15 protein-coding genes are annotated in these 17,354 nt (G+C 60.8%); 9 read left to right on the forward strand and 6 right to left on the reverse strand.

Going from position 1 to position 17,354, the window contains the following annotated elements:
• Nucleotides 1-152: 152 nt before the first annotated feature.
• Nucleotides 153-2,354 (reverse strand): methylmalonyl-CoA mutase, encoded by a 2,202-nt coding sequence (gene scpA, locus FY528_RS12105; protein ID WP_149071281.1) that lies wholly within the window; start codon nucleotides 2,352-2,354, stop codon nucleotides 153-155.
• 151 nt (nucleotides 2,355-2,505) lie between these two features.
• Nucleotides 2,506-4,314 (reverse strand): methylmalonyl-CoA mutase family protein, encoded by a 1,809-nt coding sequence (locus tag FY528_RS12110; protein WP_149071282.1) that lies wholly within the window; start codon nucleotides 4,312-4,314, stop codon nucleotides 2,506-2,508.
• A gap of 200 nt (nucleotides 4,315-4,514) precedes the next feature.
• Here FY528_RS12110 and FY528_RS12115 point away from each other — a divergent pair, with 200 nt between their 5' ends.
• The 3 genes from FY528_RS12115 (at nucleotide 4,515) to dnaA (ending at nucleotide 7,976) form a co-directional block, all read left to right on the forward strand.
• Complete coding sequence (locus FY528_RS12115; RefSeq protein ID WP_149071283.1) at nucleotides 4,515-5,270, forward strand: 5'-nucleotidase C-terminal domain-containing protein; 756 nt, start codon at nucleotides 4,515-4,517, stop codon at nucleotides 5,268-5,270.
• A 153-nt stretch (nucleotides 5,271-5,423) separates the two neighbouring features.
• Entirely contained in the window at nucleotides 5,424-6,344 is a 921-nt protein-coding gene (locus FY528_RS12120) for a bifunctional metallophosphatase/5'-nucleotidase (protein ID WP_149071284.1), read from the forward strand.
• Between the two features lie 141 nt (nucleotides 6,345-6,485).
• On the forward strand, nucleotides 6,486-7,976 hold the full coding sequence (gene dnaA / locus FY528_RS12125) for a chromosomal replication initiator protein DnaA (protein ID WP_149071285.1): 1,491 nt from the start codon (nucleotides 6,486-6,488) through the stop codon (nucleotides 7,974-7,976).
• Between the two features lie 248 nt (nucleotides 7,977-8,224).
• On the opposite strand, the gene FY528_RS12130 is transcribed toward dnaA, so the two are convergent.
• Together FY528_RS12130 and FY528_RS12135 are read right to left on the reverse strand one after the other, a co-directional pair.
• Nucleotides 8,225-8,698 carry a hypothetical protein gene (locus FY528_RS12130; RefSeq protein ID WP_149071286.1) on the reverse strand — a complete coding sequence of 158 codons (474 nt, stop codon included), beginning with the start codon at nucleotides 8,696-8,698 and terminating at the stop codon, nucleotides 8,225-8,227.
• 159 nt (nucleotides 8,699-8,857) lie between these two features.
• Complete coding sequence (locus FY528_RS12135; protein ID WP_149071287.1) at nucleotides 8,858-9,286, reverse strand: OsmC family peroxiredoxin; 429 nt, start codon at nucleotides 9,284-9,286, stop codon at nucleotides 8,858-8,860.
• A 172-nt stretch (nucleotides 9,287-9,458) separates the two neighbouring features.
• Between FY528_RS12135 and FY528_RS12140 the strand changes: the two genes are divergently transcribed.
• Both FY528_RS12140 and FY528_RS12145 read left to right on the forward strand, forming a co-directional pair.
• Nucleotides 9,459-10,949, forward strand: coding sequence for a GH3 family acyl-acid amido synthetase (locus FY528_RS12140; RefSeq protein ID WP_149071288.1), 1,491 nt, complete (start codon nucleotides 9,459-9,461; stop codon nucleotides 10,947-10,949).
• 171 nt (nucleotides 10,950-11,120) lie between these two features.
• Complete coding sequence (locus tag FY528_RS12145; protein ID WP_149071289.1) at nucleotides 11,121-11,546, forward strand: LytR/AlgR family response regulator transcription factor; 426 nt, start codon at nucleotides 11,121-11,123, stop codon at nucleotides 11,544-11,546.
• Nucleotides 11,547-11,562: 16 nt separating this feature from the next.
• On the opposite strand, the gene FY528_RS12150 is transcribed toward FY528_RS12145, so the two are convergent.
• Entirely contained in the window at nucleotides 11,563-13,737 is a 2,175-nt protein-coding gene (locus tag FY528_RS12150) for a response regulator (RefSeq protein ID WP_149071290.1), read from the reverse strand.
• A 166-nt stretch (nucleotides 13,738-13,903) separates the two neighbouring features.
• On the opposite strand from FY528_RS12150, the gene FY528_RS12155 reads away from it, so the two are divergent.
• The 3 genes from FY528_RS12155 to FY528_RS12165 are packed head-to-tail and all read left to right on the forward strand — an operon-like array spanning nucleotide 13,904 to nucleotide 15,461.
• A complete protein-coding gene (locus FY528_RS12155) occupies nucleotides 13,904-14,269 on the forward strand; it encodes a hypothetical protein (RefSeq protein WP_187632105.1) in 366 nt (121 codons plus the stop codon).
• Between the two features lie 48 nt (nucleotides 14,270-14,317).
• Nucleotides 14,318-14,770 (forward strand): 3-oxoacyl-ACP synthase, encoded by a 453-nt coding sequence (locus tag FY528_RS12160; RefSeq protein WP_149071292.1) that lies wholly within the window; start codon nucleotides 14,318-14,320, stop codon nucleotides 14,768-14,770.
• A 4-nt stretch (nucleotides 14,771-14,774) separates the two neighbouring features.
• Entirely contained in the window at nucleotides 14,775-15,461 is a 687-nt protein-coding gene (locus FY528_RS12165; protein ID WP_149071293.1) for a hypothetical protein, read from the forward strand.
• Between the two features lie 54 nt (nucleotides 15,462-15,515).
• Here FY528_RS12165 and FY528_RS12170 read toward each other — a convergent pair whose 3' ends face one another.
• Nucleotides 15,516-16,007, reverse strand: coding sequence for a hypothetical protein (locus tag FY528_RS12170; RefSeq protein WP_149071294.1), 492 nt, complete (start codon nucleotides 16,005-16,007; stop codon nucleotides 15,516-15,518).
• Nucleotides 16,008-16,156: 149 nt separating this feature from the next.
• On the opposite strand from FY528_RS12170, the gene FY528_RS12175 reads away from it, so the two are divergent.
• Nucleotides 16,157-17,320 (forward strand): 1-deoxy-D-xylulose-5-phosphate reductoisomerase, encoded by a 1,164-nt coding sequence (locus FY528_RS12175; RefSeq protein ID WP_149071295.1) that lies wholly within the window; start codon nucleotides 16,157-16,159, stop codon nucleotides 17,318-17,320.
• Nucleotides 17,321-17,354: the final 34 nt, after the last annotated feature.

The raw sequence follows: 17,354 nt of genomic DNA on the forward strand, positions 1-17,354 counted from the left end.
GGTACTTGGCTTTGCCCTTGCTATGCCCGTTCTTGCGCAGCGCCGTGCTGCCGCACTTACCGCAACAGATGGTGGTTTGAATCATGCCTCAACATAGCAAAAACCACCCTTTAGACCACTGCCGATTTTTTAATATATAAAAGGTTATTAGTTTACTCCCCCAGCTTCCGCAGAATCTCCTGGGCGGCTACGGCAATGACGGTGCCGGGGCCGTAGATGCCGGTCACGCCGGCGTCGTAGAGGAACTGGTAGTCCTGGGCCGGGATTACGCCCCCGGCAATGACGAGGATATCGGCCCGGTCCAATTTAGCCAGCTCTTCGATGAGCTGGGGCACCAGGGTTTTGTGGCCGGCAGCCAGCGAGGATACCCCCACCACGTGCACGTCGTTTTCGGCGGCCTGGCGGGCTACTTCCTCGGGCGTCTGGAACAGGGGGGCAATGTCCACGTCGAAGCCCACGTCGGCGAAGGAAGTGGCAATGACTTTCGCGCCCCGGTCGTGGCCGTCCTGGCCCATTTTTGCCACCATCATGCGGGGGCGGCGGCCTTCTTTCTGGCTGAACGCATCGGCCAGCTGGCGGGCCTTGGCAAATTCCTGGTCGTAGTCCATTTCCTGGGAGTACACCCCCGACACGGTGCGGATGGTGGCCTGGTGGCGGCCATACACGGCCTCCAGGGCATCGGAGATTTCGCCCAGCGTCGCGCGCAGGCGGGCAGCCTGCACGGCCAACGCCAGGAGGTTTCGGGTTTCGGATTTCTGGTTTTGAGTTTCGGGCTGAACGTCCGTACCCGAAACCCCAGACTCAGAACCCGAAACCTCTCTGGCCGCGTCGGTCAGGGCCTGTAGGGCTTGCTGCACGGCGGCGTTGTCGCGCTCGGCTTTCAACTTATTGAGGCGGGCAATCTGCGACTCGCGCACGGCGGCGTTGTCGATGTCGAGGATTTCGATTTGGGCTTCGCGGGCCTGCTCCTCCTCGGTGAGGCGGTAGCGGTTTACGCCCACAATCACCTCCTTGCCCGAGTCGATGCGGGCTTGCTTGCGGGCGGCAGCCTCCTCGATGCGCAGCTTGGGCAGGCCGGTTTCAATGGCCTTGGCCATGCCGCCCAGCTCTTCCACTTCCTGGATGAGGGCCCAGGCTTTGTCGGCCAGCTCGTGGGTGAGGCGCTCCACGTAGTAGGAGCCGCCCCAGGGGTCTACCACGCGGGTAATGTCGGTTTCGTGCTGGATGTAAAGCTGGGTGTTGCGGGCAATGCGCGCCGAGAAGTCGGTGGGCAGGGCAATGGCTTCGTCGAGGGCGTTGGTGTGCAGGCTCTGGGTGCCACCCAGGGCCGCGGCCAGGGCCTCCACGCAGGTGCGCGTGACGTTGTTGAAGGGGTCCTGCTCGGTGAGGGAGTAGCCCGAGGTCTGGCAGTGGGTGCGCAAGGCCAGGCTCTTGGGGTTTTCGGCCCCGAGGTTTTTCATGAGCTTGGCCCAAAGCAGGCGGCCGGCGCGCATCTTGGCAATTTCCATGAAGTGGTTCATGCCAATGGCCCAGAAGAAGCTCAGGCGGGGCGCAAACTGGTCGATGGTCATGCCCGCTGCGAGGCCGGCGCGCACGTACTCCACACCGTCGGCCAGGGTGTAGGCCAGCTCCAAGTCGGCGGTGGCCCCGGCTTCCTGCATGTGGTAGCCCGAGATGCTGATGGAGTTGAACTTGGGCATCAGCCGCGCCGTGTAGCTGAAGATATCGGCAATGATGCGCATGCTGGGCGCGGGCGGATAGATGTAGGTGTTGCGCACCATGAACTCCTTCAGAATGTCATTCTGAATGGTGCCCGCCAGCTTTTCGGGGCTCACGCCCTGCTCCTCCGCCGCCACAATATAAAAGGCCATAATGGGCAGCACCGCCCCGTTCATGGTCATCGACACCGACATCTGGTCCAGGGGAATCTGGTCGAACAAGATCTTCATGTCCTCCACCGAGTCGATGGCCACGCCGGCCTTGCCCACGTCGCCCTGCACGCGGGGGTGGTCGGAGTCGTAGCCCCGGTGCGTAGCCAGGTCGAAGGCCACGCTTAGGCCTTTCTGCCCGCCCGCGAGGTTGCGGCGGTAGAAGGCGTTGCTGGCCTCGGCCGTGCTGAAGCCCGCGTACTGGCGCACCGTCCAGGGGTTCTGCACATACATGGAGGAGTAAGGCCCGCGCAGAAAGGGCGCCTGCCCCGCCCCAAACCCCAGGTGGTCGAGCGTGGCTATGTCTTCGGCGGTGTAATAGGCTTTCAGCTCGATGCCCTCGGGGGTAGGAGAGGTGGCCGGCTGGGCCAGCGGAGCCGCCAGCGGCGCGGCATCGTAGGCTATGGTGGAGAAGTCGGGTTTCATGGGGTAGGGGGCGGGGTAGCTACTCGTTTGTCATCCTGAGCAGCGCGAAGGACCTTATCACGTCAGGGGTATACGTATATACATGCCTGTCTTTCTGTAGTGGTAAGGTCCTTCGCGCTGCTCAGGATGACAGGTGTTTTCTGCACTTGTTTTACCGTCCCTGCAAACGGGCCAGCACGTCGTCGGTGGTGTGGCCGTGGAGGGTGAACTCCTGGAAGCCGAACACGCGCAACGCCTCGCGCATGGTGGCCAAGTCGGCGGAGAGCAGGACAGGCGCGTCGTGGTCGGCCAGCATTTCCTCGGGGTCGTCCTGGGGCTCCTGCAGAATAAACTCCGAGAAGCGCCGGAACTGCTCGTTGGTAGCCGACATGAGCGTGGCTTCCTCGGCCGAGGAAAATAGGATGGACAAAGCCCCGGTTGGCGGGGCCTCGGCCGGCGCAGGGCGCTCGGCCGGGGGCAGCAGCCGCACGAAGGAGTCGTAGATGAGCTGAATGGTATCGGTGCCGAGCAGCACCACGGCGGCCTTTTTCTTTTTCTGCTCCTTGCGCACAAAGTGCATGGCCGTGGCCAGGCGCAGTACTTCCGAAGGATAAGCGGCCCGCGTGCTATCAAAGGAGCGGCTGCGCAGCAGTTTCTTGGCATCGAAGCCGAACTGCTCCTGGGCGTTCTGGAAGCGGTTGGTGCCCACTATTACCTGCTCGCCGCTGGCAATGCGCTGGAACTGCTCCATGGTTTTCTGGCGGACGGCCTCCATCATCCGGCCCCGCCCCGACAAAATGCCCCCGGCGGCTTCCATTTCCTGGAACAGGGCCCAGGCCTCCTGGGCCAACTGGTCGGTGAGGGTTTCGAGGAAGTAGGAGCCGGCGGCGGGGTCGGCTACCCGGTCGAGGTAGGCTTCTTCGCGCAAGATGATGGGCACGTTGCGCGCGATGCGGCTCGAAAACTCATTGGGCTCGGCGTAGAGGCTGTCGAAGGGCGTCACCGACACCGAATCGGCCCCGCCCAGCACGGCGCTCATGGCCTCGGTGGTCACGCGTAGGAGGTTGGTGTGCGGGTCGAGGGTGGTTTGCACCCACGAGGAGGTAGTAGCGTGAATGTGCAGGTGGGCGGCTACTTCGGCCGGTACGCCAAAGGCGTGCAGCAGCGTAGCCCACAACCGGCGCAAAGCGCGCAGCTTGGCTATCTGCAGGAAGTAGCTGGTGCCCACGCTCACGTGCACGTGCAGGGCGGCCGCCACCGTCGTGGCGTCGATACCACCCTCGGGGGTGGGCAGGTTGTCGAGGAAGGCTACGGCGGTGTTCAGGATGTAGGCCACTTCCTGCACGGCCGTGGCACCCCGGTTGCCAAAAAAGTTGCCGTTGATGCCTAAAGGCAAAAAATCGGGGCAGGTGCGGGCCAGCTCCAGGCAGCGGCGCTGGGCTTCCACCTGCAGGGCATAGTCGTCGGGCGAGCTGCCCTGGCCGGGTGCGTAGCGCAGAAAGCCGCGCAGGGTGTGAGGTGGTACCGCTTCCAGCAGGCGCTGCAGAAACTCGTCGGGCTGCTGGCAAACGGTGTAGGCCAGGTAAGCGGAAGAAGTGGGTAGGGTAGCGGCCAGATAGCCCACATCAAACAAAGCCGGGGCGGTGATATCGAAGTGGATACCATCGGCCCCGCGCTGCAGGGCCTGGGCCGCATGGTCGATGGCGGCGTGGCCGTTGTCGTGGGCTGGTACGACCAGGGTAGGCACGTTGCGCCAGCGGCCGGGCAGGGCGGGGACCTGCGGAGCAGGCACCGTGCCGAGGGAGGCCAGGGCCTCGCGGTGGTAAAAGGGCTCCAGCACCAACCCCTCGGGGGTGTGCCAGCGCAGATCGGCCAGGTCGGCGCCTTTCAGGTCGCGGGTGAGGCGCTGCTGCCACTGCTCGGTGGTGAGCGGGGCAAACTCGGCAAAGGAAACAGACCCTGGGCGCGGCGTGTCGGACATAGCAAAAGCGGGTGGAAAACGGGCTAAAGATACCGGATTGGCCTAGATATCGGCGCAGGCTTATGCAGCGTTTTGGGCTTACACCAAGGGCCTGGCTATTCCTGGAAAAGGAAGCTTCCCTGGTGGTGAATCATAAACCTCTTGGCTGCTTGGGTACGCGCGGCTGTGTATCTTTGCCCTCTTTACAACGTGTATCTCGCATGAATTCTAGCTTTTCTGGCTTTTTATTTGGGGCAGCGCTGGCCTGTATCAGCCTGACTGCCGGCTGCCAGCGCCCTTTCTATCAGGCCACAGTCCAGCTAGCGCCCGTCACGGCCCAGCCCGTGAGCAAGCAGCTTCCCGCCGACCCCAAGGCCGAAGCCACCATTGCGCCTTATCATCAAAAGGTAGAGGAAACCATGAGCGCCGTGCTGGGCAATGCGCCGGCGGCTATTACGAAAAACCCCGGCGAGTCGCCGCTGGCCAACTTCGTTTCGGACTTGCAGCGCACCCGCGCCTCGCGGGAACTGGGGCAGCCCATCGACCTGGGCGTGATGAGCAACGGGGGCCTGCGGGCGCCTTTGCCAGCTGGTCCGGTCACGGTGGGCTCGGTATTTGAGTTGATGCCGTTTGAAAACGAGCTGGTGGTGCTGGACGCCCCCGGCGCCGTGGCCCAGCAGATGTTCGACTACGCTGCCCGGGTGAAAATGGCCTTGTCGGGGGCGGTGTACACGGCCACGGCCGAGGGCAAAGCCACCAACATCCTCATCGGCGGGAAGCCCTTTGATGCCAGCCGCACCTACACCATTGCCATCAGCGACTACCTGGCCGGCGGCGGCGACCAAATGACGTTTTTCCGGGCCCTGCCCCCACGCAAAACCGGCGTACTGCTGCGTACCGCCATCAGTGAGCACATCCAAGCGCTGACCAAAGCCGGCAAGCCGGTAGAGGCCAAAGTAGAAGGCCGAGTGAAATAGCAATGTGCCACGCTTCGCAAATGGGGGGCTGATATGCTGGTGTGCTAATGGGAAATATTGCGCGTTAGCCCATTCAACCACATTTCTCCCATCAGCACATTTCCCACATTCGCCAAGCGCAGCACATTCCCCACATTCTCCACATTAAACCAGATGGACCGTCGCGAATTTTTGAAACATAGCACGCTGGGTGCGGCCAGTTTGGGGTTGTTGGGTTTGAGCCTGCCCGCCGCCGCGGCCGATGCCGCGAAGCTGGTGATTCTGCATACCAACGATATGCACTCCCGAATTGAGCCATTTCCCGATAACGCCGCCCAGTGGGCGGGCATGGGCGGCATGGCCCGCCGCGCTGCCCTCATCGAGCAGGTGCGCCGGCAGGAGCCCCATGTGCTCTTGCTCGACTCCGGCGACATCTGGCAGGGCACGCCCTACTTCAACTTCTTTGGGGGTGAGCTGGAGTATAAGCTCATGTCGCAGATGCGCTACGACGCCAGCACCCTCGGCAACCACGACTTCGACAACGGGCTGGAAGGCTTGCAGAAGCAGCTGCCCAACGCCGCGTTTCCGTTTCTGTCGGCCAACTACGACTTCTCGGAAACCCTGCTGGCCGGCCGCTTTCAGCCATATAAAGTATTTGAGAAAGCCGGGCACCGCATTGGGGTATTTGGGGTAGGCATCAAGCTGGCCGGCCTGGTGGCCGACCGCAACTATGGCGCTACCAAGTACCTCGACCCCATTGCTACAGCCCGCGACATGGTAGCCAAGCTGCGCGGGGCTGAGAAGTGCGACATGGTAATTTGCCTCTCGCACCTGGGCTATAAATACGAAGACGAGAAAATCGACGATTTTAAATTGGCGGCCGGCGCCCCCGGCATCGACCTGATACTAGGTGGGCACACACACACGTTCCTGGAAAAGCCGGACGTGGTAAAGGGCCCCAACGGGCACCAGACCCTGATAAACCAGGTAGGGTGGTCGGGCATCAACCTGGGCCGTATCGATTATGTGTTCGAGCGGGGCACGCGCCGGCCGGGCGTAGCGCAGGCGGCGGTGCTACCCGTGCATACAGCCTGACATTCGCAAGCAGAAATGGGTTTTTTTGTCTCCGGACTTTTCCACATTTTTGTCTCCCTCTAAAAAAAAGGCTCATTCGTGAGCTTTGCTCTGCCTCTCCCTTTTTGCCCTCGCAACCACGCATTTGCCTGATTTTCATTGATGTTGAAGGATTGCCGTATCGTATGGGCCAACTGTCTTCGCGTCATCAGGAGCAGCATTGGGGAGCAGAGCTTCCGCACGTGGTTTGAACCCATTGTGCCGGTAGCCCTGCACGATAATGTGCTGGTCATTCAGGTGCCCAGCCAGTTTTTCTACGAATGGCTGGAAGAGCATTACGTGGAGGAGCTTAAGCGCGGCATCTACCAGGAGCTGGGCCCGGAAGGGCGGCTGGAGTACTCCATTGTGGTAGACCAAGGCAATAGCCAGAACAAGCCCCGCACCGTGAATATCCCCACGGCGCGGAAAATGGCGGCGCCTTCGGCGGCATCTACCCCCGCAGCCTCTCTGGCGGCCGGTGCCCTTACGGCTTCGGCCCGCAACGTGGCCGCTGCCGCGGCGGCGCCGGTGGCACCGGCCCAGCTACGCAACCCCTTCGAGGCGTCCAAGGTCATCGACCGCAACTACCTGCAGTCGCAGCTCAATAACTCGTATTCCTTCGAGAATTACATTGAGGGGGACTGCAACCGCTTGGCGCGTTCGGCTGGCCTCGCCGTGGCCAACAAGCCCGGTACTACCAGCTTCAACCCGCTGATGATTTACGGGGGCGTGGGCCTGGGCAAAACCCACTTGGTGCAGGCCATCGGCAACCACATCAAGGCCTCGAACACCGACAAGTTCGTGCTGTACGTGTCGGCGGAGAAGTTTACGAACCAGTTTATCGAGAGCCTGCGCGCCAATGCCGTGCAGGACTTTGCCAACTTTTACCTGTTGGTAGATATCCTGATTCTGGACGACGTACAGTTCCTGTCGGGCAAGGACAAAACCCAGGAAATGTTCTTTCACATCTTCAATCACCTGCACCAGGCTGGGAAGCAGATTGTGATGACCTCGGACCGCCCACCCCGCGACCTGGTGGGTTTGGAGGACCGGCTCCTGTCGCGCTTTAAGTGGGGCCTCACGGCCGACCTGCAAAGCCCCGACTTTGAGACGCGCATGGCCATCATCCAGAACAAGATGCAGCAGGATGGCATTGACATCCCGCCGCAGGTAGTGGAGTACCTGGCCTACTCCGTGGATACCAACGTGCGGGAGCTGGAAGGCGTGCTGATTTCGCTCATTGCGCAAAGCTCCCTGAACCGCCGCGAAATCGACCTGGAAATGGCCAAGCAGGCCCTGCGTCACATCATTGAGGATGTGGAGGCGGAGGTAAACCTGGACTTTATTCAGAAAACCGTGGCGGAGTTCTTCAGCATTTCGGTGGACTTGCTGAAGGCCAAAACCCGCAAGAAAGAGGTAGTGACGGCCCGGCAGGTGGCCATGTACTTTGCCAAGGAACACACCAACCACTCCCTCAAAAGCATTGGCTACCACTTCGGCGGCCGCGACCATAGCACCGTCATCCACTCCGTTCAAACCGTTTCGGACTTGATTGACTCCGATAAGCAGTTTCGGAGCCAGGTGCAGGAGCTGCGCAAGAAGTTTACGAAGTAAGGCCTCACCCCCCGATGGCCTCACCCCCGGCCCCTCTCCCACGGAGAGGGGAGCCTGACGTCCCCAAACGAAACAAGGCCTCGGCTTACCAGCCGAGGCCTTGTTATGTAGACACAATCCTGTTTTGCGGTAGCAGCTGCCGAGGCGCTAGCCGAAGCAGTTGCGCCGGGCAGCGCGGCTGGCTCCCCTCTCCACGGGAGAGGGGCCGGGGGTGAGGCCATCGGGGGGAGACCACCGAAGCTGATACCTTATTCCCGCACGGGAATCTGGTGCTGGGCCGCAAACGTGCGGGCTTTGTCGATAACCAGACGCTTGCGCTTGGCGCCGCGTATCTCGCGCAGGCTCAAGGGGAAGCTGGTGCCGTCTTTCAGCTTGAGGCGTAGCTGGCGGGGCAGCAGCTCAATGGCGGCAATGGTTTCGGCGGCAAAGGCCTGCTTGGGCCGGAAAAGGCCATTCTTATGAACGATGTAGGCTGGGGTGAATTCCAGGTAGCTCTGCGTGCCAAAAATGGGCGCGTTGTGCACCAGCACGTAGCCCAGATACACCAGACTAAACACCAGAAATACGTAGTGTAGGAAGTGAAAGTCGCTGCTGCCCTCGCCCGAGAAAATCAGGGCCAGCACGTAGCCCAGCCAGATGAGCCCAATGAAGAGCTGCCCCCAGAAAGGAATGCGCTGTGTGTTGGCGGGCTGAAGTCGAAAACGGGTAGAGGCTGGAGGCATACGTAGCGTGAGGAAAAGAGAAGCCGCAAAAGTAAGCAGTTGTTGGTTGTGCACCGCCGAGTGCCAAGCCAAGGCAACTCACAGGCTGCGGTTGGCAAAGTAAGCAAGGCCGCCTGAGCTTGGCGCGGTATGGCAACTGGCCAACAACTGACTTCCTGCTTATTTCAACGTGGCCGACGCTAGCTCCATTTCCGGTACGGCTTTCAGTACCTGCGAAATGGGGCAGTTTTCCTTGGCCTTCTCGGCGTACTGCTGAAACTCTTCCTGCGAGAGGCCCGCTACTTCACCTTCCGTCGTCAGGGAAATCTTCACGATTTTCGGTACGTCGCCCGAGGTATCCAGCGTCACCTTCGACTCAGTGCGGATTTGCTGCACCTGCTTGCCGTCCTTGGTCAGGATGCTGGTCAGGAACATGGTATAGCAGCCGGCGTGGGCCGCGCCAATCAGTTCTTCGGGGTTGGTGCCTTTCTGGCCTTCAAACCGCGCGCCTACCGAGTAGGGCGCCTGCACCGTGCCGCTTTGGGTGGAAATTTCGCCGCTGCCTTTGATGTCGCCGTTCCAGACGGCCTTGCCACGTTGGTTGATCATGGGAGTAAATGTGTAAGTGAATAGTTGAGTGACGTACGTCCTCCGACCCTGAAAAGATAAGTCATTAAGCTTTTTCAAAGCACGAAGTCCTATTTTTGACCAAAACTGGCAGCGCTGGGCTGATGGGTGAATTCTCACTCATTTATTCATTCCCGTTCACTCATTTCCCCGCATGGGCATCAAATCCGTTCTGAGCCGGCCGCTGGCCGCGTACGTTGCCCGCCAGTATGCCCGCTGGCAGCAGGACCCCGTGGGCACCCAGCAGCGGGTACTCCAGGAACTGCTGCGCCAAGGCGCCCGCACCAGCTTCGGCCGCGACCATGACCTTAGCGCCGCCCGCACGGCCCAGGATCTGGCCGCCCGCGTGCCCGTACGCGACTACGAAGGTCTGAAACCCTACTTTGAGCGCTTGAAGACCGGCGAGGCCAACGTGCTCTGGCCGGGCAAGCCGCTGTACCTGGCCAAAACCAGCGGCACCACCTCCGGGGCCAAGTACATTCCCATTACCAAGGACAGCATTCCTAACCACATCAACGGAGCCCGCGACGCGCTGCTGCACTACGTGCACCGCACCGGCAAAAGCCGCTTTCTGGATGGCAAGCTGATCTTCCTGTCGGGCTCCTCAGAACTGGAAGCCGTGGGCGGTATTCACACGGGCCGGCTCTCGGGCATTGCCAACCACCACGTGCCGGCCTACCTGCGCCGCAACCAGCTGCCCAGCTACCAGACCAACATCATCGAAGACTGGGAAACCAAGCTGGAACGGATAGTAGACGAAACCCTGGGCCAGCCCATGACGCTCATCTCAGGGATTCCGCCCTGGGTGCAGATGTACTTCGACCGGATCGTGCAGCGCACGGGCCGGCCGGTGGGGGAAGTGTTTCCGCAGTTTGACTTGTTTGTGTACGGGGGCGTCAACTTCGAGCCCTACCGCAAAAAGCTGTTTGAAACCATTGGCCGGCCGGTAGACAGCATTGAGTTGTTCCCGGCGTCGGAGGGCTTTCTGGCGTTTCAGGACGAGCCCGGCAACCCCGGTCTGCTGCTATTGCTGGACGCGGGTATTTTCTACGAGTTCATTCCTGCCGAGCGGTTTTTCGAGCCCAACCCCCCGCGCCTCACCATTGCGGAGGTAGAGCTGGACCAGCAATATGCGGTGGTGCTCAGCAGCAACGCCGGCCTCTGGGGCTACTCCCTCGGCGACACCGTGCGCTTCACCCAGAAATACCCGTTTCGGGTGGTCGTGACGGGGCGCATCAAGCACTTTCTGTCAGCTTTCGGGGAGCATGTCATTGGCGAGGAAGTAGAGCAAACCCTGCGCGAGGCCATGGGCCAATATCCCGAGGCCGAAGTTGTGGAGTTTACGGTGGCGCCCCGCGTGAGCGACGACCCCGCCGTGCCTTCCCGCCACGAGTGGCTGATTGAGTTTGCTCGCCCACCCCACAACCTCGCCGGGTTTGCCGAAGCCCTGGATGCTGGCCTGCGCCAGCGCAACGTGTACTACGACGACCTGCTTTCTGGTAACATTCTCGCCCCCCTGCTGCTCACGCCGCTGCCGGCCGGCGCATTTCAGCGCTACATGAAAAGCCAGGGCAAGCTGGGCGGCCAAAACAAAGTGCCCCGCCTGAGCAACGACCGGCAGCTGGCAGAAGGCCTGCTTGGGTAATTGCTGGGGAAGAGTTGGCGGTAGAGTATGGCCGGTAGAAAACGTATCCTGACCTGTCAGGAATTTCATTCCTGTCGTTCAATGTGTACTTTGCTTGCCTACGCTGGTCCCGGCGCGGCCTCGTAGGAGGGAGCCAGTGGCACGATTCATTTGCTTTTCTGTTAGTTTTCTATGAGTGCTGCTGATTTATCCGGCTTGGTTCCATCTGTGCAAGGGCTAACCTGTGCTATTCTGGATGATGATGAAATCAATTGCCTGACACTGGCGCATTATATCCAGCTGGATGGGTCGTTGCAGCTTGTGGCTACGCTCACGGGCAGTATGCAGGGGCTGGACTTTTTTAGTGCCGGGCCGCGGGTAGATATTTTATTCCTGGACGTGGAGATGCCCGAGCTAAGTGGGCTGGATATGCTGCGCCTGCTGCCCGCCCCGCCCCAGGTTATCCTGACGACGGCCCACGAGAACTTCGCTTGGGAAGCCTTTGAGCTCCGCGTAGTCGACTACTTGGTGAAGCCTTTCACGTACGAGCGGTTCCTGCAGGCCCTGCAGCGCGTGGCCGAGCGCCTGCACGCGGCGTCGGGCGAGCCACTCTGCTAAGGTGACCTGCTAAAAGTTATTTAGGCGAAGCGGCAGTTGTGTGCACGTGGGCCTGTACTTGTCCCAATAGAGTAGGCAGCTGGGAAGAAAGCTCCTGTACGGCCGTAAACCGTTGCTCGGGCACCGCTGCGGCATCTTCCACCACCGCAATAGTATTAAGCAGAGCGGCGCTTTGCAGCAGCTTCAGGGAAGGCTTGAGCTTATGCGTGCAGCGGCTCACGACGGACCAATCGGACTGGGCGGCGGCGGCCTGCAGCTGGGTAAGCACCGCGGGCGTTTGTTGCAGAAAGGCATCCAGAATCCGGGCCACAAAGGTAGGGCTGCCGTGGGCCATCTGCCGCAGCTGCTCCAAATCGAAAAGACTGGGGCTGGTTGCTTTCTGGTGCAGGGCCAGCATCTTGCGCAGCAGCTCTGCCTCGTCGAAGGGCTTGGCTACGCAGTCGTCCATGCCAGCCGCCAGGTATTTTTCGGTATCAGCCCGGAAGGCGTTGGCCGTAAAGGCAATGATAGGCGTGCGGGCCCGGGCCACCTCCGGGTGCCGACGCATGGCGGCCGTCACGTCGAGGCCGCTCATGTCGGGCATTTGAATATCCATCAGAATGCACTGGTAGTGCCGCTGCTCAAACAGCGTGAGAGCCGCCGCCCCGCTGACGGCCGCATCTACCTGCACGCCATATTGCTCCAGCACCAGTTGGGCCAGCAGCCGGTTCACGTCGTGGTCTTCTACCAGCAGCACCCGCCAGCCCCGTACCTGCTCCGCGCTGACCAGGGCCGCCGACGGCTCCCTTGCGCCCACATCGGTAGCGGCTTTGGGGAAAGATAGCGTGAAGCTGAACGTACTGCCTTCACCCGGCACGCTGCACAGCACCAGGTTGCCTCCCAGCTGCTCCACCAAGCTGCTGCAGATGGTGAGGCCTAGCCCGGTGCCTCCGAAATTACGGGTGGTATCGGCGTAGGCCTGCGAGAAGCTGGCAAAAATGGCCTCCTGCTTGGCGGCGGGCACGCCAATGCCCGTGTCGCTCACCCGAAAATGAACGGTCAGGGCCTCCGGGGTTTCAGCCTGGCACCGGGCCAGCAGCCGGACTTCCCCCTGCTGGGTAAACTTGATGGCATTGCTGAGCAGGTTGAGCAGCACCTGGCTGAGGCGGTGCGGGTCGCCAAGGACTGGCAGGGCGGGCAAGTCCAGCGGCTCCAGCACAAACCCAATGCCCTTCTCCGTGGCCCGAAATACCTGTGTTTGGGTGGCCATGCGGATGACGCTGCTCAGGTCGAAGGGAATGTGCTCCAGCTCCAGCTTGCCGGACGTAATCTTGGCTACGTCCAGCACGTCGTTCAGGACCGAAAGCAAGTGCGTGCCCGAGTTGCGGATGATGCTCACGTACTCCTGCTGCTGGGGGCTAAGCTCCGTGCGCGCCAGCAGGCCCGTCATGCCCAGCACCCCGTTCAGGGGCGTCCGGATTTCGTGGCTCATATTTGCCAGAAACGTTTCCCGGGCCCGCACGGCGGCTTCGGCCGCCTGCTTGGCGCGTTGCGTTTCCTGCTCGGCCAGGTAGCGGTCCGTGATATCGGCGCTGGAGCCCACAATCATGCGCAGCTCTCCATCGGCCCCAAATACCGGGTGGTAGATGCGCAGCCAGTGCCGCGGTCCATTGGGGCTCTGCATGGTTTCCTCCCAGGTAGCCTCGGCCCGGGTTTGCACGGCGCGCTCAAACTGCCGGGCCCGCTCTTCGGCCATAGCCGTGGGGCGGTTGCGGTAAAGGCAGTACTCAAAGTTGTCTTTGCCGATAATCCACTCCCGCACTTCCGGGCTGCGAATGGAAGCCGGGTTCACGTACTGAAACCGGTGTTGGGCGTCGAAGATGGCCACGCCCGTGGGTAAGTGGTGGAAGATAGTTTCGAAAAAAGCGCGCTGCTCCGTCAGCTGTTGGGTGGCCGTGGGGGTGAAGTAGAGGGTGCGGGCGGCTTCGTCGGCTACCACCATCACCTGGTACGTTTGCCCAGGCAGCAACACATCGGGGGCTGTGCCTGCCGGTAAGATTGCCCAGTGCTGCACTTGCTGTTTAGGGACCAACAGCAGGAGCTTTTCCGCCGCCGGATTGGCGTACTGCACCTTGCCGTCGGCCGAGAGACGCAGAATAGGGTGGGGGCTTTGGGAGAGCAGCTGGAGAGCCAGGAAATCGGGGGCGGGCATAGCGTAAGGATAAGATAATTTGCTGCAACTTGAGCGGCGGCGGCTGAAATGTTAGCGGAGGGAAAGGGGATAAGGGCAGGAAAGCTCAGTGAACATAGCGACACGATATACCTACTACCTAACCCATAAGCCAGAACCTAAACATTCATTTATAACTTGCCCCATGATGAAAAAGAACCTAGTAGTAGCCTTAGTAAGTCTGTCATTTGCCTTCGGTTTATTTTCTTTTGTAGACCAGAGGCAGCTGAGTGCTGCAGGGCGCACCGAGGAGTACGCGGTAATCAGTGTATTCCAGTCAGGTAGGAATAACTATCTGAGTGTAACTGTTGGCTCCAAGCCGAGCGTCGAACGGGAGTACCAAAAGGATAAGAACGAGATACGCTATGATCTAGCACCCGTGCTAGCGGAAGTAGAAAAGCTCAATGCCCAGGGGTTTGAGTTGGTGAATGGTTCGGCCGCAATTCATGGAATGAACCAATATGGTGGAGGAGCCCCTTTCTATTCCTTTATCATGAAGCGCCGTTTGCCATAGCGCAATGGCTGCATAGCTGATTATGAGGTCAGCGCCTGAATTTTCTCTATGATATTTCCAAAGCCTACCCTTCATCAGCTCTGTCTGACTTACGTGCAGGAGCGCATCGACGCCTACCAGGCGGCCATTCAGGCGGCACAGGAATCGGCCAACTCCGAAACCAAGAGCAGCGCCGGCGATAAGTACGAAACCGGCCGCGCCATGGCCCAGAACGAGCGGGACCGGAACGCCGTGCAGCTGCAGCAGGCCCGTCAGCTGCTGGGCGAGCTGCAGCGCATCAACCCCGAGCTGCCCTGCGACACGGTGCGGCCCGGCGCGCTGGTACATACCAGCCTGGGACACTTTTACGTGGGTATCAGCGCGGGCAAGCTGGTAGTGGATGGGCAGGAGTACTTTGCCGTGTCGGCTTCGGCGCCGGTAGCCCTGACGCTGGCGGGGCAGCGGGCCGGCGGGCAGGTGAGCTTCAATGGTAAACCAGTTACTATTTTAAGTATCCAGTAGGCCGATGCAGAAATTAAGCTACGCCCTGGCAGCCGTGTGTCTGGCCTGCACGCAAACGGAGCAGCCAGAAGAGAAGGCCGCGGCTGCTTCCCCCGACTCAGGGGCTGCCGCCCTGGCCGTTGTGCGCGTTCAACCCGATGATTTTCTGGATCCAGCGTGGTTTACCGTGCCCCGGCTGGATACGTTTCGCGTCGTTTACCGCACCGGGGAAGACGGTGGATTTAATCTGGGGACCGAAAAGCTACGCAAGCTTACGCCCGCCCAGGAGGGGCGCTACCTGCAACTCCGGCCCCGCCCCGCCACCGAGCAGCTGCAGGCACCCTACTATTTCTACTCCCTGCAGGAAAACACGCCCGCCCGCCAGGAAATAACGGTGCTTCACCACGACGGCGAGTATTTATTCCAATTGCTCCGCTTGGTGTACAACACCAACCATCAGCTTGTCGGGCAGCAGGTGGTGGCGCATTTCGCGGCCGATGGAGGAGGAATTTCGGAAGCCTACGGGCAGTTTGCAACGCCAGCCCTATTCCAGATCACTACGCTACAGACTGCAGTGGGAGCAGAGGATAGCGTATCCGTTACCACCGAAATCGACTCTATCGTGACGTTCTTCACGGTAGCGCACGACAAATTCCGGCAGGCAAGCCAGCGCACTTATCAGCGAACCAAGACTGAGGCATTGCAGAAATAGCCGGTTTTCGTTGCTCGTTTCAAATCTGACAACGAGCAACGAAAACCGAACTCCTCACCCGCCCAGCTTGGGCAACAGCCCGGCAATGCCCCGGATGTTGAGGCGGATGAAATTGCGAATCCGCTCGAAGCGGGCCGTGGTATCGGTCAGTTCTTCATCAGGTTCCTGGCGGCTGGGACGGTGCGTATCCAGCAGGGCAAAGACCGTGTGGGCCAGGTCCATGTAGCCCAGGATCATCAGCCAGAGCAGCTTTTTCTCGTCTTCCTGGTAGCTTTTCTGGCGCACGGCTTTCACCAGGCTGTCGAGCTGAGTGGTTTCGTCCAGGTACAGGTCGCGCAGCAGGGCGCGTTGCTGCTGGTACTCAAACAGCAGCTGGGGCTCTATCTGGGCTGCCGAAAAAGGCAGTTCGTCGGTGCGCGGCACGGCGACGCGGAAGCTTTTTTCGGCGGCATACACCGTCTCAAGGTGCTTTTGCAAACTAAGCCAAAGGCCATTGCGGGCTTTATCGAAGGCGGAAAGCTGAGGTTCGGAAGCAGGGCTACTCATAGGGATAGGGGATTCGGCAGAGGCAAAAGTACGGCTTGTGGGGCCACCCGCCTTGTATGCCCGGGGGCCAAATCCGGCCAGCGGTGGCAGTGCGGGAAACTTCCCCGTACTTTTGCCTCTTCGCGCCCCGCGTCTTTTTCCGAATTCCCATGTCTTTCTCTCCCAAACGCGTTACCCTGCTTGGGTCTACTGGTTCCATTGGCACGCAGGCCCTGGAGGTGCTCCGGGCCCAGCCCGGCCGCTTCACCGTCACGGCCTTGTCGGCGCAGTCCAATGCCGAGCTGCTCATTGCCCAGGCCCGCGAGTTTCGGCCTGCGGCCGTAGTTATCGGAGAGGAGCAGAAGTACCAAGCGGTGAAAGCGGCCCTGGCTTCCCAGCCCGAAACCGAAGTGCTGACGGGCGCCGCCTTGGCCGAGGTAGCCGGCCGCCCCGACGCCGACGTGGTGCTGACGGCTATGGTGGGCTACGCCGGGCTGCTGCCCACGGTGCGCGCCATTCAGGCCGGCAAAAACATAGCCCTTGCCAACAAAGAAACCCTGGTGGTGGCCGGGCAGCTGATTACGGAGCTGGTAAAGCAACACGGCGTGCAGCTCCTACCCGTCGACTCCGAGCACTCGGCCATTTTCCAGTGCCTGGTAGGGGAGGAGCAAAATCCCATTGAGAAAATTGTGCTGACGGCTTCGGGTGGGCCCTTCCGGGGGCGCGACCGGGCGGCGCTGGCCCAGGTCACGAAGGCTCAGGCTCTCAAGCATCCTAATTGGGATATGGGCGCCAAAATCACCATTGACTCCGCTTCGCTGATGAACAAAGGGCTGGAGGTAATAGAGGCGAAATGGCTGTTTGGGCTGCGCAACGACCAGATCGAGGTGGTAGTGCATCCACAGAGCATCATTCACTCCCTGGTGCAATTTGAGGATGGCTCCCTGAAAGCCCAACTGGGCCTGCCCGATATGAAGCTGCCCATCCAGTACGCATTGGGCTACCCGCAGCGCCTGCCCAACAGCTTCCCGCGCTTCCGCTTCCTGGATTTCCCCCAGCTGACTTTCGAGCCGGCCGATACCAGCACGTTCCGCAACCTGGCCCTGGCGTTTGAGGCCATGCGGCAGGCCGGCAACGCCCCCTGCGTGCTGAATGCCGCTAACGAAGTGGCCGTGGCGGCTTTCCTGCAGGACAAGATTGGGTTTCTGGAAATGTCGGAAGTGGTGGAATCGAGCCTCGCGCGGGTTTCGTACCTTGCTGCTCCTACGCTGGACGACTACGTGCAAACCGACGCCGAAACGCGGCGCGTCGCCCAGGAACTGGTTCGGTTTTAGCTGCGCACGGCGGGCGGAAAATGGTTAAGCTTCG

Origin of the sequence: Hymenobacter lutimineralis (genome assembly GCF_008271285.1) — a bacterium.
Classification (GTDB): domain Bacteria; phylum Bacteroidota; class Bacteroidia; order Cytophagales; family Hymenobacteraceae; genus Hymenobacter; species Hymenobacter lutimineralis.